We start from the raw sequence: 18,548 nt of genomic DNA on the forward strand, positions 1-18,548 counted from the left end.
GGAGGTCACGGACGAGGGCCGTGCGTTCGCTGTCCTGCCGAGCGCCGCCGGGACCGACCATCCGGCCTATGTCCAGCCCACGCTGGGCGTTCCCACCGACGGCCTGAGGGCGGGCCAGGACGCGGCGCTGCGGAGGTTCGCCTTCCCGCAGTTGAGGCCGTTCGTCGATGCCGGCCGAGCCTTCGGTCAGCAGCTCACCGCGGCCTTCGTACGGGACGTCACCGGTTCGCCCGACGTGACGGTGGGGCATGTCCCGTTCCTGTCGGTGATCCCGGACATCGACGAGATGTGGGGATACGGCTGGCTGTTCTTCAGCCATGTCGGGGCCAACCCGCTGATGACGACCTTCCCGGTTCCGGTACTGGTCAAGAACATGCTGATGGCCGCGTCCAGGTCCCAGTTCGCCGGCATCCCCGAGTGGCCGGGCATCCGGGAGGGCCTGCGGCCGAGGACGCTCACCTTCCTGGGGACCCGCCACGAAGCCGTCGGGGTCCAGTTCCACAGCGTTCTCGGCACGGTGCTGGCGTCCTATCAGCGGCTTACGGGCCAGGAGACGACGCCCCCCGAACGGCTGGTCGATGCCGAGTATCTGACCGTCGTGCTGCGAGGGTTGCCGCCTGCCGGGCACCCGGTGTACCAGTTGGTCCGACAGGAGATCGAACAGCTGCCGGACACGGCTCCGGAACGTCAAATTCCGCTGGTGGCGGTGACCGCGGAGACGATCCACGCCGTGACCGTCGACATGAAGGGCCACCCGGTCCTGGACAGTGACCACGGGCGGCTCCTGGTCGCCCTGGTACTGCTGGAGCTGCGGCACTTCGGCTACACCGGTCAGCTCATGGCCGACGACGAGATCGAACGCGCCGTCGCGGAACTGTCGGCTGTGGGACGCGCCGCCTACCAGCGGTCCGTCCGGTTCCCGGAGCCGCTCTCCGACGAGAGCTTGCGCGGGACCGTCGGGCAGATCGTGGACCATCCCGTGGTGCGTGCCTTCGGGCCCTTCCTGGGGCTGGTGACCTCGAAACGTCTGCCGGGTTCCGACGGCGGTTCCCGGGAGCCGATGAGACAGGTCGACGCCCAGGCCGTCGCTGAGACGCTGGGGATGTTCGCGCTCGGAGCGCCGCTGTCCCCCGAGGCGTATGCGCGGCTGTGGACGCTGGTACGGGATGTGTCGTTCGCGGTGCGGGCGCTGCCGCCGCATCCCGCCGCGCTCAGCGACGAGGTCCGGGAGGAGGCACTCCGTGTCGTTCAGGAGGCCCAGGCTGTTCTTCCCCAGCTCGATCCGAGCACGCAATCGGTGGCACAGCAGCCGTCGGAACCGGCCGTCTACTCCGGGAACTCGAGGACGGTTCCCGCGACGGGTTCCCCCGCCATGTCGGTCGACGAGGATGCCATGTCGATCGATGGAGCGGACGAGGACGACGCGGACGTCTACCGCGAAGAGCTGGCGACGGCGTTCGGGGTGGACGCGGAATCGTCCCGGTCCGACTACCAGGACCTTTCTGCGGCCGTACAGCGGCTGGACGCGCTGCGTGCGGCGGATCCGGAGCCGGGCCTGGGCGCGTTCGACGTGGCGGCGGTGGCCCGGAGGGTGCTGGGTCTCGCGTCCGACACGGCGGTGGACAGCGCCGGGTACGAAGCACTGTTCGCGCTGGCCCAGGATCCGGCGGCCGCGCAGGCGGTCAGCCTGGACACGCTGGCCGCGATCCACCTCAGGAACCAGGGCGTCTTCGACAGCCGGTTCGCTCTGAACGCCACGGACGGCACGGGAGCGTACGGGTGGAACTGGGGCCCGGAGACGGTGTCGGATCTGGACCCGGGCCGCACCGGTGTCCAGGTCCTGAACATGGACGGTTCCAGGCAGAAGCCCCACGTCGGCGCCGCACCATGGCCGTCCGCCGTGGGGGGCCGTCGGCCGTACGTCGTGATCGCCCCCGGCGGGCAGGACCACGTCGTGGTGCGGGGCCGCGACGATGTGGCGCGTACCGTTTCCGCCGCGGTCTTCGTCGAACTGCTGGCGCTGGACCACGTTCTGGCCGGCACACCGAAGGACGTCCCGATCGTTCTGGTCGTCGACCGTGCGGCCGACGGCTATGTGGTCATGCCGCGCCACCTGGCACACCGTCACCGGCGGGACGTCTACGCCCCCAGCGGAGTCCCGGTCGTGATCACGCCGGACGCCTCCTCGGGGGAGACCCGGCACACCATCGCCATCACCCAGATCCGGGACGCCCACCTCGGCGGCTGGATCCTCAGCCGTCTGCGCGCGGGGGACCGCCCCGCGGAGACCGTGTCGGACCAGGACCGCCGGGTCACCACCAACCCCATCGTGGACAACCGGGGGCGGTCCATGGGGCGCATGGTGCTCCCCTTTGAGGATGTCACCCTGTTGCGGGAGTGGCACCACGGCAGGCTCGGCCAGATCACGACATACATGCCCTGGAACCCGGCCACGGGAGAGTACGGGCCTGTGCGGCCCATGCCGGTCCCGGGTCCGCTGGACGCGGCGTACCACTACGCTGGGCACGGGCTGCCGGGCCATGTGCTGATCCCGCTGGAGAACGGGGGTGTCGAGTACAAGTCCGGTGAGGAGCACGCGGCGTGGCTCGCGCGTCGGCAGAGCTGGCAGGACCTGCGAGAGCACCGCCCGGACGCCTGGCTCAACGACGTGGTCTGCTTCGCCGCGGCGCCCGGCGATCTCCTCCAGCCGCGGCACTGGGGAGCCCCCCTTCCGTTCGTCGCCGATGTGCTGCGGCCGGCGGTACGCCCGGTGGGCCAGAAGGACGCCAACCGGCTCGGGGCGAAGGTCCGGGGCTATCAACGGTCCATGGCTATCTCGCACTTCGTCCGGGGTGGCGTGACGGAACTGTCCTACGTCGCCCTGACCGACATCCACGGCCGGGGCGCTGAGCCCGAGGCGTGGGTGATCCACGAGCCCGAGCCGTTCGGGGACGAGCTGGACACGGTGGCGCGGACCGCCCGGCTGCACGACGGAGACGGCCCGGCCCCCGCGGAGGTGCGCGAGACGGCCCGGCGGCTGGTGTACGCGCTGCGGCAGATCTTCGGCCATGGCATCGGGCACGCGGACGACTACGACGAACTCCTGCAGGGCATCGGCGCGCTGGAGCGGATGCGGCAGGCCGACCCCTCGCTGGCTCCCTTCGGACCGTTCCACATGGGCTTGTTCGAGCGCGTCGCCCGCGCGGAGCGGGAACGGCTGGATGACGACTCGATGTCCGACGGATCCGACGCCGGTTCGGACGCCGATGAGACAGCCGGCTATCACGGTGTGCTGGACACCGACGACTACCGGAACGCATTGGAGTGGGCCGCCGAAGAGGTGAACGATCCGGACGGCGTGCCCTGGCTCACCCGCCACCCCAAGCTCGGCCGCCTCAGGTCGACAGCCGAGGAACTGCGTGACGACCACGGCCAGGACGGGTTCGTGTCGTACACGGCCACGGTCCTGCGCCTGCCCCAGCCCGCCCCGGTGGTCGGCGAGGACGAGCGGTCCGACGTGTTCTGGGCGACCGTAAGGGCCACCGAGTGGCTGGCCGGGGTCGTCGACCTCGACGCCGCTGCCCGGCGGGTACTGCACCTGCCGGACGGCCACCAGCCCACCCAGAACGACCGGGACGCCCTGCGGACGCTGGCCGTCCAGGCCGCCGCTGCCGGTCGCGACATCCGCGACCTCACCCAGCTGGCGGCCTTCCACCTGGAGACGCTGGGCGCCTACGGCCCCCAGACGTTCATCGCCAATGCCGATGGCACCCGGGGCATGGGGCGCAACTACGCAGGCGGGCCCGGCCTGTACTTGGACGCCGATGCGGTCCGGGGGCACGCCGTCCTGCCCGGCGGCGGAAACCTCCAGGACACCGGTGTCTACGACGCGCCCTGGAAGCAGCCCGGCGCCAGGCCACCGCTCGTCCTGAACATCCTCGGCTCGTGGCAGCCCGGACATGTCACCGGGTACTTCGGCGACGGCATCCGGCGGACGGTGCCCCACGCCGAGGTCGCGGCCCTGGTGTCGCACGATCCCCTGTTCGTCAAAGAGGATCTGGGCAGGGACGTCGTACTCGTCGTCCCCGGCCCGGCGGCGGCGCCCGACCTGCGGGCCGCGGTGACCGAAGCGACCGGCCGCAAGAGCTGGGCCTTCGACGGTCTCCTCACTTACGTGGTCCACACGCAGGGGACCAGTGTGCTCGGCACGGTGCGGCCCGAACTGCCCGGCCAGGCACCGCAGTCACCGCCCGAGAGGCTGTGGCGGTCCACCCTTCCCAAGGACGTGCTGCCGTCACTGGCCGGCGGCTCCGCCCCGCAGGGACAGGTGACCGGCACGTACTACTCACCGGGTTCCGGGCCGGAGATGCCGGTGGACGACAACGACACCGTCCTCCCCGCCCCGACCCACGCGGAGGCCGAGCAGGCACCGGACGCGACGCCCGGTTCCGCGGCGCCGGACCGGTCGAGGGCGACCGACCCGGATCCGGCCGGGGAGCCGCTCGACCTCACCGCCGGCGAAGCACCGCCCAACCTCAGCGCGGTGCACGGACGGTACGAGCCCGGGTCGTCCTCCGCCGTCATCGACGGCCAGGCGCGGGATGCCGCGGGGACGGCACAGTGGATCCGCGAGAACACCGAGTGGGAGCCCGGGGAGCCGGCCGCGCTGCTGCTGCCCGGCGCCGGGGCACCGGGGACGACCGGGGAAGCACCGTTCGCCGACCAGGTCGCGGCACACCTGGAGGCGCCGGTCCTCGCGACGGCCGGCGAGTTGGACGACGTCCTGGCATGGACCGTCTTCGCACCTGATGCCGTCGAGCCGTCCACCGCCCAAGAGCCCGTCGCCGCCGGTGCGTTGCCCGCCGAGGGCGCTCAGGTGTCCGGGGCGGAGGAGCACGGCCCCGGCACCGCGGCCGAGCCGGAGGGCGGCGTCGCTCTCCCCGTTCCCGCCATCCGCGTCACCCCGCCGTCACCCGTCCTGGGCGCGCGGACGGAGAAGGCGCAGAAGCCCAAGAAGGAGAAGAAGCCGAAGGACGCGGAGGCCTTCGAGGCGCCCTGGTATCTGGAACGGCGGGCGCTCGGGCAGGCGGCCGTGGCCGCCGTGCAGCCGTGGGAGGACGACGGCGGGCGCGAGCTCTCCGCCCGGCAGGTCACCGACGCCGTACGCGCGGAGGGTGACAGCCCGGAGCTGGGACGTGGCATCGAACGTGCCGTACGGGAGCTCCTGCTGAACCCGTCCGAACACGACTGGGAGCGGCTGCTGCGCAGCGGTCACACGCTGGTGGTGGACGGGCGGCTCGTCTGGCTGCGGCCGGTGCCGGCCGGGGTCGTACCGGGCACGCAACCGCCGAAGGGCGAAGTACGCGTCTACGGGGACGCGTTCGCGTCCACCACGACCGGTGGACAGACGGAGCACGAGGTCACCCGGGGTCTGGACGCCATGATGCTCTCCGTCCTGACGCTGGGGTCCCAGGCCGCGTCGGCGGTGCTCCCGGGCCTGCCCAGGTTCGAGGCGAAGACCGCCAACTCCTGGGCCGAGTCCTGGAAGCGGACCCTCACCGCGGGCCGCAAGCTGCTGGTGAAGAAGTACACCCGCTTCGACAGCGGGGTGAAGGTACTGGTCTTCGTCGACGGCGTGGAACGCCCGCACGGCGTGGTGGCCCCCGGCCGCCTCGTCCTCGACCTCCCGAAGCAGCTGTCCGCCGAGGGCGGCCCCCGCCCGGACGCCGAGGCACCCCTCGTAGGCGGTGGGAAGAGTGCCCGGCGATCGTCGTCCGCGGCCCGGGAGGTGCTGAACGCGATCGACCTGATCCCGGTCGTCGCCTCGCTGCAACGACGGCTGCTCGCCGCCGGGTTGCCCGCCACGGCCGTCGAGGCGGTCATGAAAGAGGTGCTCGAGGTACTGAACGAGCAGTCGGTGCGCAACCGCAGCCGCACGCTCGGCAGCAACGGCGTCGTCTCCAAGAAGGTGCGGGTCCCGCTGCGGCGCAACTCCGCCGGGCTGACGCAGTGGTTCGAGGGCCACTTCGTCATCAGCGCCTCGATCGACCGGGTCCAGTACCTCGGCGACACCAAGTCGAAGACCCGTGAGGACACCGGCACCGCCACCTCCGCCGGGCAGAGCCGGCAGGCGGTCAGCAAGGCCGCGACCGGCTTCGGTGTCGACGTGGTGGGTCTGCACCACCCGGACTCCGCCCACCCCGGCGGGGAGGCCGCGGGCACCCCGCACGCCCAGGGCCAGGGCGGCCGGGTCACCGGTGCCGCGCCGGGGCTCGGCGTCACCTTCGGCTATGAGCGCGAAACCGGGCACGGCCTGACCGAGCAGTCGGGCGGACGTACCCGGCTGGAGCTGAAGGGCCAGGTGAGCCGCTATCTGGCGGGTCAGCGGATCACAGTGGAGATCCGCTGGCCGGGACACACCGTCGAACCGGTGCGCGAGGTCGTCGACAGCGAGGTCGCCGTGCCGCGCGAGGACGCCCCGGGCTTCGAACAGCGGCTGCTGGGCCGGGTGCACACCCCGGCGCTGCGCCAGACCGCCCGGCCCGAGGACGGCCCGGTGGCGGCCCGGCCGTATGTGCGGGCGCTGCTGCGGGAGGCCGCGCTCACGCTGCCGGAGTCCGCGTACCGCCGTCCCGCCCACCTCGACGACCCGCTGCCCGCGCCGCATCCGCGGGAGCCGCTGGCCCTGGCCGCCCGGCGCGGACTGGGCTTCGGCAAGCAGGTGTCGCTGCCCGGCGCGGAACTCGTCCACGACCAACTGCGCGCCAAACTGGTGGAGTTGCACACCGCCGCCACACGCGGAAAGAAGACCGACTGGTCGAAGACCGATCTCGACCTGTCCGTCTGGTTCGGCAGGCCCGCGCTGGAGAGCGACCTGACCCAGGCCATGTACGGCGTGGAGCACACCGTGCGGGTCGGCGGGCGCGAGTACCAGCTCTTCGCCCAGGCACACCTGCGGGAACGGGTCAGCGACACGCCCGCGACCTACCCGATGAAGGTCGACTCACGGGCCCAGGAGTCCGCGCAGGTGGGAGGCCACCGCGGCGGACGCTGGACGGCGAAGGTGGGCGCGGGGGCCGGAGCCCGGTTCGACGTCGAGGACTGGATGCGCTTCCAGCTCGGCCACTTCGGCGCCGACGCCCGCTACGAACAGGGCGACGGCCATGAGTTCGACGGCACGGTCAAGTCCTTCCGGCGTGCCGTCACCAAGGGCGAGGTGGACGAGCACCTCTACGACGTCGTCTACGAACTGGCGGTACGCCCCGTCGCCGGCGGACGTACGCACCGCTGGTGGATCGACCGGCCGGCCCCCAAGGACTCGGACGCCTGGTGGATCAAGCAGCCGAGCGACACCGCCGCGAGGATCGCGATCCCGCACGAGTTCGTGCCCGACCGGCCCCTCGACGCGGAGACCGTCGAACTCGCCGGACGGTCCGAGGAGTTGCTCTTCTGGCCGGACGACGAACACGTCGACTTCGCCCACGGCGGCACCTCCGGCGTCTTCCCCGCCTTCTTCGCCCTGCCCGAACTGGCGCGGATGACCGCGGGGATGTATGCCCGGGCCAACGACCTGCCCGAGAGCCGGCTCGACGACCGGTTCAACTGGCCCGGGGAGATCAAGGACCTGGCCTCGCCCTCCGAACTCGCCTCGCACTTCGCCGACGAGACCGGCACGTCCGGCCGTCTGGTCGCGCTGCCCGACGGAAAGGACGGCTGGAAGCAGGTCGTACGGTTGCGGGTGCGCGGTTACCGGCCGCGGCACCAGTCGCCCGTCGACAGCGCCGAGCTGGCGCAGTACATGCAGGGGGACAGCGGTCTGAAGCGGGGCAAGGAACACGGCTGGCGCGGAGGTCCCGAGGGCTCGCTGGGCCCGCAGTTCCATGTCGGTCACGGCTTCGCCAGCAGGGGTGCCCAGCCGACGCCGGAGGCCGGGGCGGAACACGGCAAGGGCGACAAGCCGTTCTTGACCGCGGGCTTCCACCTCCATGGCAGCGCCCGCCCGGAGCGCAAACGGCGCAAGGGCCTCCAGCGGTCGCAGATGGACATCGCCCAGGCCGTCTACAGCGGTGCCTCGCACGGTTTCCGGATGGATCCCGTCTTCGAGGTCACCCTGCTCCGCTGGAAGGGCGACAAGACCAGCAGCAGCACCCGCTACCTGCGGGTCCGGGACGCCCTGGACACTCAGATTCCCGAGAGGCTGGTCGCCGACCTCGGTCTGGCCGAACTGGCGGGCCTCGCGCCGCAGGCAGCCCCGAGCGGCGGCGCGGAACACCACGTCCACCCGGCGCTGCTGCCCGGCACCGGCTACGCGGAGCGGATGCACGCCGACGACGTCCTGGACCGGATCAAGAACCGGCTGCGGGCCCGCGGAATCCTGCGCACCGGAGACGACCAGGACGCCGAGCGGCCGAATCTGCTGCTGCGTGAACTGGTGTCGTCGTACTCCGGCGAGGCCCTGCGCAACCAGTACCGGCTGCTGATCGGCGGCACCGGTGTGGTCCGCTGGCTCCCGCTGCCGCGCGCCTTCGGCGCCACCCAGTACCTGTGGGTCAGGGTCACGGCCCAGCCCGGCCAGGCCGTCTCCGACCGGCCCCGGCCGGACGTGAAGCTGACCGTGCGCTCCCAGACGCAGGACGAGGAGAGCACGGCAGTCACCCGGGGCTCCCGCTACGGCGGCGGGGTCGAGGGCCATGTCGTCGGCGGCGACCAGCACGGTGGCGGCGGCCTGGAAGGCAGCGTCGGCTACCAGGGCGGCGGGCACCGCACGACCGACAAGGCCGAGCGGTATCTCGACATCTACCGGGCCGCCCCCGAGGACGCCTCGCACGAGTTCGAGTACCCGCTGACCTTCACCCTGGAGATGGGCGTCAGCACCGAACCGCCCGAGATCCTCGACGTTCCGCTGCGCGGAGCGAAGGCGGCGGTGCTGGGTGCGGGGCGGGCCGTCCGGCAGGGCAGGAAGGCGGCCGAGCTGTGGCACTCCCGCCGCCCCTTCGTCTGGAACCATGACGAGAAGACGACCGGCGACGTACGCGTCGTGGTCCCCGCCGGCCTGGTCTGGGACGGTCCCGCCCCCGACCTCACCCCGGTCCACGGCACCGGAGCCGCCTGGCACCCGGCGCCACAGGCGTCGCAGGTCCATGCGGCCAGGGAACAGAGCCCGTACGACATCCTCGCCCAGGCACTGCACCCATGGGCGCTTCCCGGAGCCGCCGCGGTGGCCCGCTGGGCGGCGACCGCGGGGTCTCCCTTCCGGCCGCCGAAGGACCTCTCGGCGCCCGGCGCCTGGCAGGTGCCCGGCCTCGACTTCAGCCACCCCACCGGAATGCGGTACCAGCACTTCACCGGCGCCGGCATGCTGCTGTCCAACATCGGTGACCTGCTGGACCACGCCTACCAGGTGCCGGTGGGCGGCGACCGACTGATCAGCCGCGGTCTCGGCGAAGGACCGCTGCCGGTCGGTGACCGCACCGTGCTGGTCGGCATGAACATCCTCAAGGCCGAGGCGATCGGGCCGAAGGACGGGTCCCGCTTCAAGGCGCGCCACTACACGCAGGACGACGAGGAGGCCAAGGAGGAGGTCAAGCGCGGCGGCGGCCTGGTGTGGAGCCTCGGGCCCCAGGCCGGCGGCACCGACGGCGAGGACGTGGCGTTCCTGGCACTCATGCCGTACGAGCATGAGGTCGACGACTCCGTCGAGGAGTCGGGGCGGCTGGACGAGACCGAGGTGAACAACCGGACCGGCACCCGCCGCTATCGGCAGTACCGCTTCGACGTGGAGTTCCAGTTCCAGGGCCCGCGCGGTGTCCTGCGGGTGATCGCGCCCGGCGGTCTGTACGGCATGCTCCCGCTGCAGAAGGAGCCGGACGCAGGCGGCCGGTACGCGGTGGCGGACGGCTTGGAGGCCCTGCTGCCCGACGTGTTCGGCGAGCCGGGTCCGGCCGCCTCGCGTCCGGCCGGGCAGGGGGAGGAGCCGACGCCTGCGCCCGCCTCGGCCACGGACGCCGGGCGGGCACCGGAGCCGGCCCGGGACACGCCCGCCGCGCCGTCGCAGGAGAGCGGCACGGCAGACCCCCGGCCGGCCGGTGAGCCGTTGATCCACACCGTCCCCGGCGCGGTGGACGGTGTCAGGGCGTCGGTGAATGTCCCGGCCGTGGACCTTGTCGAGGGGCCGATGCCGAATGCCGCTGTGCCGGCGCACGCGGCCGACATCATTCCGCCGCCGCTGCTCTCCCCGGGACGGCACTTCTTCGTCGCGGACGACGGTCGTCCCGAAGCGGTCCTCGCCGAAGGCCTGGTGCCCGCCGGCACCGGCCTGGACCTCGTCGCCTACGCCCAGATGGGGGACCGGGACAGCGCAGGCCACGGCTTCGTGGTCGCCGGCACCTCCCGTGAGGCGGCGGCGCAGCGGCTGGGCGCGGGCCATGTCTGGGAGGTCGACGCACCCGCCGGGATCGACGTCGCCGGAACGCTCGGCGCGTTCGGGATCTCCTACCCGGCGGCCGGAGCGGTCGAGGCCGCCTTCGCGGGTGGCATCGCGTCCCGCTACCTCAAGGGCGCCTGGACGATCGTCCCCGGCACGGGCAAGGAGGAGAACACCCTCGGCGAGTGGCTGCCCAACCCGCACTACCGGCCCTACGACGACGGATCGGACGTAACGCACGCGCCCGCGCTCCCCGCCGGGCCCACACTCCGGCTGCCGATCGAGCCGGTGCTCGACAAGCGGGTGTTCAGGGTGGAGGACGCGGTAGCGGCGGCCGAGCTACGGGATCTGCACGAGTCGCTCGCCGCAGGTGACACGGCGACGGGTGAACAGGCCGCGCCCGCACTGGGGGCCAGGCTGACCGAGCACATCAAGGCGGAGCTGGCGAGGCAGGGACTGGCGGTCGGTCATGTCGACCTGCATCTGACCATGCAGGACGGCGGCAGTTCCCTGGCGGGCATGGCGCTGGCCCGAGTCGTCGCCAACACCTTGAACCGCCGCGCCATGCTCACCGTCGGCACCCTGCACCAGCCGTTCGACATCTGCCCGTCGACCCGTCGCGCTGACACGGAGACGTGACACGGAGACGTGACATGGAGATGCGGGGCCCGGCGAAACGGGAGAGACCCGTTCGGGCCTCGCATCCGTATCTCTCATTGGAACAACCGCGGTCGAAAGCCCGAGCAGCCGGAACAACAGCGCTCGGCGCGGCCGCCGCGGTTGGCAGGAACTCATTCGGAACCCTCAGAGGAAGACGGCCGGATGCCCGAGTATGAGCAGATCAACTTCTCCGAGCTCGCGAAGCACGCCCGGCGGATGCAGGGCACGGTGGCCGACGCACAGCTCGACCTGCGCAACGTCGAGGCCACGGGCCACAGCGCGGACGGCATGGTCACCGCGACCCTCTCGGCCGAGAGCCGGGTCGTGGACCTGCGCATCGACCCGTCGGTGATCGACCCCGACAACCCGGAGCGGCTGGTCCGGCTCCTCGTCGAGGCCATCGACAGCGCCCACGACACCGTCACCGAACAGCGCACCGAGGTCATGTCGGGCATCACGGGCGGCCTGCAGGACATTCTGGCCGGGCTGAACGGCGAGCAGAACGACAAGAAGAGGCCCGCCGTCGCACCGCGCTTCCCCGAGCGCCGTTCCCGGCGGTGACCGCGCCCGTGCAGCAGACCGTGAGCGTCGAGGAGCTCTGATGTCCCGGATCATCTTCCACCGGCCCGCCAGGGTGGTGCCGCCCACGCTGCCCACCGACCCGGTGGTGCTCTCCGCGCCGCCGCAGCCGGTCGGCAAGGACAGCAACGCCAGCTGGCTGATGCTGCTGATGCCGCTGTTGTCCAGCATCAGCATGGCCGCCTATCTGATGTCCGGCGGCCGGCGGATGCTGGTCCTGCTCGGCATCGCGTTCGTCGTGCTGTCCATCGGCGTCACCGTCGGCGTACGGATGCAGATGCGCGGACAGGCCCGCAAACAGAAGCTGCGGGCCCGCGACCGCTACCTGGACCATCTCGTCCAGGTTCGGCGGGCCGCCCGCCAGGTGGCGGAGAGCCAGCGCACCCTCGCGGCCTGGCAGTTCCCCTCGCCGCGCCGGCTGTGGGCGATCGCGTCCCAGCGCCGCCGCGTGTGGGAACGCCGGGTCACCGACCCCGACTTCCTGAAGGTGTCCGTAGGCGCGGGCAACGCGCCGCTGTCGACGCCCATCCGGATGTCCACCCGCAACGACCCGACAGTGGAGTACGACCCGCGCGCCAAGACGGCGGCCGACCGGCTGGTCGACTCGATGTCCGTGGTCGGCGACCAGCCCGCCGTACTGGACCTCGCGAAGGCCGGTGTGGTCAGTGTGCTCGGGCCGCCCAAGGTGGCCCGCGAGGCGGTGCGCGCCCTGCTCTGCCAGATCGCCGTACTGCACGCGCCGGACGACGTCGGCATCGCCATCGCGACCGGCGGCGAGGACTGGAACTGGGCCAAGTGGCTGCCGCACACCCATGAACCCGACACCGGCGGGGAAGCCGGCGTGGTGACCCTGGTCGCCGAGGACTTCGAGGGCATCGCCGACCATCTCCAGCAGGCCCTGGAGGCGGCCGCCCAGCAGCCGTCCCGCCGCTTGTCCCTGACCGACCGGGACGGCCCGGACACCCGGCGCCGCCTGATCGTCGTCCTCGACCGCTACCTGCCCCGGGCGGCCTGGGCCCGCTCGCCGCTCGCCGCCGAACTCCTCGCCGCGGCCGGCCCGCAGAGCGCCCTCACCGTCATCTGCCTGGTGGACCAGGAGAGCGACGAGCCGACCCGCGCCGACATCCGGGTGCGCCTCGACGCACAGGGCATCGTCACCGTGGAGGGCCGCCGCGCCGACACCCGCTCACAGGTCGACATGGCCGTCGCGGCCCGCGCCGAGCTGCCGCTGTGCGAGGCCGTCGCCCGGGCGCTGGCACCGCTGCGGCTGTCCGCGGAGGGCGAGGAGATCCTCGCCCAGACCATGTCGCTGCCCAGCATGCTCGGCATCGCCGACCTGGAGAGCTTCAACCCCGAGTCGCTGTGGGTCGAAGCGGCGGACGAGGAGGTGCTGCGCATGCCGATCGGGTTCGACAGCGGCGGCCAGCAACTCGTCCTGGACCTCAAGGAGTCCGCGCAGGGCGGCATGGGCCCGCACGGCCTGATCGTCGGCGCCACCGGCTCCGGCAAGAGCGAGCTGCTGCGCACCCTGGTCACCGGTCTGACCATGACCCACTCACCGGAACTCCTCAGCCTGGTCCTGGTCGACTTCAAGGGCGGCGCGACCTTCGCCGGTGTCACCGACCTGCCGCACGTGGCGGGCCTGATCACCAACCTGGTGGACGAGGTCGCCCTGGTCGACCGGGTCAAGGACGCCCTCGTCGGCGAACAGCAGCGGCGGCAGAAGATGCTCCGCGACGCCGGCAACATAGACAACGTCCGCGAGTACCAGCTGCGCCGCGCCGCCGGAGCCACCGGACCGGACGGCCGCCCGCTGGAGCCCCTGCCGTATCTGCTGGTCATCGTGGACGAGTTCGGTGAACTGCTGGCCACCAGACCCGACTTCATCGACCTCTTCGTCCAGATCGGCCGGGTCGGCCGCTCTCTGGGCATCCACCTGCTGCTCGCCACCCAGCGCCTGGAGGAGGGGCGGCTGCGCGGCCTGGAGGCCAACCTCTCCTACCGGATCTGCCTGCGCACCTTCTCGGCGGCGGAGTCCCGGGTCGTCATCGGCACCCCGGACGCCTACCGGCTGCCGCCGATCCCCGGCTCCGCCTACCTCAAGGTCGCCGAGACGGTCCTGGAGCGCTTCCGGGTCGCGCATGTCTCCGGGGTCCACCTGTCGGAGGAACTGCGTGCCCTCGCCGCAGGGCCGCCGCCCACCGCTCCCGTGCACTTCGCGCTGCGGCTGCCGCCCGATCCCGACGCGGAGCCGGAGGAGCAGCGCGAGCGGGCGCGCCCCATGCTGGAGGGGCCGAGCGAGATGCAGGTGATCGTCGAACGGCTCGGTACGGCAGGCCAGTTGGCCCACCAGGTGTGGCTGCCCCCGCTGCCCGCCGCGCTGGCCCTGGATGACCTCACCGGACCGGTCGTGGTCCATCCGGAGCGCGGGATGTCCGCCGACTGGTGGCAGAACAAGGGCGCACTGCGCACCCCGGTCGGCGTCCTGGACGTACCGCTCCAGCAGCTCCAGCAGCCGCTCGTACCGGACTTCGCCAAGGCCGGCCACCTCGCGGTGGTCGGTGCCCCGCAGACCGGCAAGAGCACCTTCCTGCGCACCCTGATGCTCTCCACGATGCTCACCCACACGCCCGCCGAGGCGCAGTTCCTCTGCCTGGACTTCGGCGGCGGCTCGCTCCAGCCCTTCGAACGGGCCCCGCACGTCAGTGGGGTGGCCGGCCGGCACGACCCGGCCCGCGCCCGGCGCGCACTGGCCGAGGTGCGCCAGCTGATCGCCGAACGGGAGCGGCTCTTCCGCCACCTCGGCATCGACTCCGCCGACGAGTTCCGGCGGATGCGCAACACCGACCGGCTGCCCAAGGGCATGCGCTCCGCCGACGTCTTCCTGGTGATCGACAACTGGGGTGCGGTACGCGGCGAGATGGAGGGCATCGACGCGGCCGTCCTGGACATCGCGGGCCGTGGCCTCGGCGTCGCCGTCCATCTGGTGCTGACCGCGGGCCGCTGGGCCGACATCCGGACGGCGCTGCGCGACGCCATCTCGGCACGCCTCGAACTGCGCCTGAACGACCCGGGAGACTCGGAGATCAACCGCCGCGCGGCCCGCGCCTTCGGGCTCTCCGCCCCCGGCCGCGGCATGGCGCCGCCCGGCATCCAGTTCCAGGTCGCGCTGCCCCGGCTCGACGGCAAGGACACCGCCGACGGCCTCGCCGAGGCGCAGGAGGAGGCGATCGGCAAGCTCGCGGCCTCCTGGTCGGGAGCCGTGGCACCGCCGATCCGGATGCTGCCCGAGCGGCTCACCGCCGCCGAGCTGGCGAGGCGGATCCCGCAGGAGAACACGGCCCCGGGCGTGCCGATCGGCATCGCCGAGAGCGACCTCGCCCCGGTACACCTCGACCTCACCGACGCCGACCCGCACTTCCTGGTCTTTGGTGACGCCGGCTCCGGCAAGTCCAGCTTCCTGCGCGGCTGGATGAAGGGGCTCGCCGGGCGCCGCACGGCGTTCGAGACCCGGTTCATCGTCGTCGACTACCGGCGCGCCCTGATGGGGGCGGTGGACGAGGAGTACGTCGGGGCCTACATCGGTGATGCCAACGCGGCGCAGGTCTACGTCGAGCAGGTCGTCGCCAAGCTCACCGAGCGGCTGCCCCCGCGGGACGTGACGATGGAGCAGCTGCGACGGCGCGACTGGTGGACCGGCCCGGAGTTCTATGTGGTGGTCGACGACTACGACCTGGTCTCCAACGGCCGTACGTCGCCGCTCAATCCGCTCATGGACTTCCTGCCACAGGCGCGTGAGATCGGCCTGCACCTGGTGGTGGCCCGCCGGGTCGCCGGCAGCGCCCGTGGTGCGATGTCCGAGCAACTGCTCACGAGAGTGAAGGAGTTGGGCACCGCCGGTCTGGTGCTGTCCGGGGATCCACGCGAGGGCGTGGTGCTCGGCAGCGAGCGCGCGGCCCAACGCCCGCCCGGTCGAGGTGTCCTGATCGGCCGACAGGCTCCGCCGACCCTGATCCAGGTGGCCCTGGAGGCGTGAGGAGACCGGCGAGACGGAGCCCTGCGACGGAAGCGGAACGGTAAACGTTCACGTGCGCGGAACCTCCGTCTCGTCGGTGATCGCTACGCTGCCCCCATGGCGGTGCAATCGACGGCGTCCTTCGTCGGCAGGGACGCCGAACTCGCCCTCATGGGCGCGTTGTCGGCCGACGCCGGCGCGGGGCGCGGGCGGGCTCTGCTGATCGAGGGCGAGCCCGGGATCGGTAAGTCCGCGCTCCTGTCGGCCGGCCTCGCCGCCGCCGAGCCGCAGGGCTTGCGGGTGCTGCGCGGGCAGTGCGAGGAAGTGACCCAGCGGTTCCCGCTCCGGGCGCCCGCGCAGGCGCTCGGAGTGGACGGGCTGGCCGCCTGGCACCAGCGGCCGTCCGCCGAAGACCCGCAAACGACGGCGATCGGGCAACTCGCCGGTCTGGTGGACCGGTTGTGCGCCTCCGGCCCGTTGGCACTGGCGATCGAGGACCTGCACTGGGCTGACGAGGCGAGCCTGCTGCTGTGGGAGCGTCTGAGCCGGGCGGCAACCCGCTTGCCCCTGCTGCTGGTGGCGACCCGCCGCCCCGTACCGGTCCGGCCCGAACTGGAGCGGCTGCGCCACGAACTGATCGACTCCGGCGGGATGGTCGTCGTACTCGACGGCATCGCGGAGCCCGAGGTGGTGAAGCTGGCGACCGAGCGGCTGGGCGGCGCTCCGGGGCCGCGGCTCTCCCGGCTGCTGGCGTCGACGGCCGGCAACCCCTTGTACATAGGGGAGTTGCTCCGGTCGCAGACGGACGGGGCGGAACGGGTCGCCGATGTCCCCCAGGAGACCGTGGGGTGGCCCGCCCCGGTGATCGCGGACCGGCTGGACTTCCTCTCGGCACCCACCCGCGACACGCTGCGCACGGCGGCCGTCCTGGGCCCGGACTTCTCGGTCGCCGAGCTCGCGACGGTGGCGGGGGAATCGCCTGCCGCCCTGGCCGGCGCGGTCGACGAGGCCCTGGCCGCAGGCGTGGTGGAAGCCGACGGCGCAGGACTGCGCTTCCGGCACGGGCTGATACGACAGTCCCTCTACGAGACGATGCCCACCGCCCTACGAGCCGCCTTGCATCAGCACGCCGCGCAGGCGCTGATCGCCGCCGGCGCTCCGGTGGAGCGCGTCGCCGCCCTGGTGGTGCCGGTACTGGCGGAGGCCGAGGGCTGGGAGGCGGGCTGGATCGCCGAGAACGCGGCCGCCCTGGCGGTGCGTGCCCCCGAGAGTGCGGCGGGGCTGCTGGAGCACGCCCTGGCCCGGCTCGACGGCGCCGATCCGCGCCGCGCCGACGTCGAGGACCGGCTCCTTGCCGTGGCCTTCCGTCTGGGCCTGGACGAGCAGGCGGAGCGGATGGCCCGTGACATCGTCGTCAGCGGTACCGAACGGGCCGGGCGGGCCGCGTGGTTCCTCGGCTCGACCCTGTTACGCGCCGGTCGGCGCGAGGAGGCCGCCACGGTCCTGGCCGACGCCGCCGAGCACGCCGTACCGCTGTGGCGGGCCCGCGACGCGGCGCTGCTGTCAACGGCCCTGGTCGGTCGAGCCGGCAGCGACGAGGCGCGGCAGGCCGCCGAGCAGGCCCGCACGGAGGGGCAGCGACTCACCGACCCTCTCACCACGGCCCAGGCCCTGTACACGCGCTCGGTACTGCGCACCCTCACCCACGACTTCGACGGCGCCCTCGCCACCACGGACGAGATCCTCGCCCTCGCCGCCGGGAACGAGGAACTCGTCGACCTGCGGCTCGCGGCGCTGGGCGACCGTTCGGCCGTACTTATGGCGCTCGATCGCTTCACCGAGGCCGAGGCGACGGCGCGCGAGGCCCTCACGTCGGCCGAGCAGACGGCGAGGCCCCGAGCGGTCGGCGCGCTGCGCACCCGGATCGCCGAACTGCACTATGCGACGGGCCGGTGGGACGACGCCCTCGCGGAACTCGAACCGGCCCCGGACGTCCCTGACTCGATACGGCTGCCCGGCGCCGGGCAGGCGTTGCGGGCCCTGATCGCCGGGCAGCGCGACGACTGGGGGGAGGCCTCCCGGCAACTGGCGGCCCTCGGTGACCGGCGGGTCCTGGACGAGCGGGCGGTCGACTCCGCGGGCATCCTGCGGGCATGGGCCCTCGAGGCCGAGCACGCCGCTCGCCCGGAGCGGGTCGTCGAGGTGCTCATGCCGTACCTGGCCTCGGACGGCGGGGAACGGGTGATCGATGCGAACGCTCTCCTGCCCGTCCTGGTCCGGGCCGCGCAGGAGTGCGGCGACCTGGCCTCGCTACGGGCCGTCGCCCGGGTGTGCGCGGCGTCGGCGAAGAGCGGGCAACGGGTGGAACTGGGCTGGTGCGCCGGGATGCTGGCGGGCGAACCGGCGCCGGTGCTGGCCGCCGCGTCGTACTACCGTGCCTCCGGACGGCGGGCGGCACTGGGCAACGCCCTGGAGGACGCGGCCGTCGTACAGGCGGCCGGAGGTGATCTCACGGCGGCCCGTGCCACGCTCGCCGAGGCGCTGGACGTGTACATGGCGCTGGGCGCGGAGTGGGACGCGCGGCGGGCCACCGCCCGCCTGCGGCCCTACGGTGTCCGCCCGGGGGTGCGGGGCGCCCGGCAGCGGCCGAAGAACGGCTGGCAGGCGCTGACCGGCACCGAGCGGCGGGTCGCGGAACTCGTCGGGCAGGGGCTGACGAACCCCGAGATCGCCGGGCGACTGCTGCTGTCCCGCCGGACGGTGGAGACCCATGTCTCCCACATCCTCACCAAGCTCCGGATCCGCTCCCGCCACGAGGTCGCCCTGCATGTCCGGCGTGAGGAGGCGTGAGCGCGCCCCCGGCGCTCGGTG

At 72.6% G+C, this 18,548-nt stretch carries 4 protein-coding genes (1 of these 4 running past the window's edge); all 4 read left to right on the forward strand.

Annotated elements, in window-relative coordinates; translation table 11 throughout:
* Positions 1-11,062, forward strand: the final stretch of a protein-coding gene (locus tag ACZ5K7_RS25905) for a lonely Cys domain-containing protein (RefSeq protein WP_468916633.1). The gene continues 33,386 nt to the left of window position 1, outside the view; only the last 11,062 of its 44,448 coding nucleotides appear in the window; its start codon lies off the left edge, out of view; the stop codon is at positions 11,060-11,062.
* A gap of 183 nt (positions 11,063-11,245) precedes the next feature.
* The gene (locus tag ACZ5K7_RS25910) at positions 11,246-11,644 is read left to right on the forward strand and encodes a YbaB/EbfC family nucleoid-associated protein (RefSeq protein WP_351710697.1); all 399 of its coding nucleotides are present in this window, start codon (positions 11,246-11,248) and stop codon (positions 11,642-11,644) included.
* A 40-nt stretch (positions 11,645-11,684) separates the two neighbouring features.
* On the forward strand, positions 11,685-15,698 hold the full coding sequence (gene eccCb, locus ACZ5K7_RS25915; RefSeq protein ID WP_468916636.1) for a type VII secretion protein EccCb: 4,014 nt from the start codon (positions 11,685-11,687) through the stop codon (positions 15,696-15,698).
* Positions 15,699-15,794: 96 nt separating this feature from the next.
* Positions 15,795-18,527 (forward strand): ATP-binding protein, encoded by a 2,733-nt coding sequence (locus ACZ5K7_RS25920; RefSeq protein WP_468916638.1) that lies wholly within the window; start codon positions 15,795-15,797, stop codon positions 18,525-18,527.
* Positions 18,528-18,548 lie beyond the last annotated feature (21 nt).

Source organism: Streptomyces sp. NPDC031497 (genome assembly GCF_055580905.1).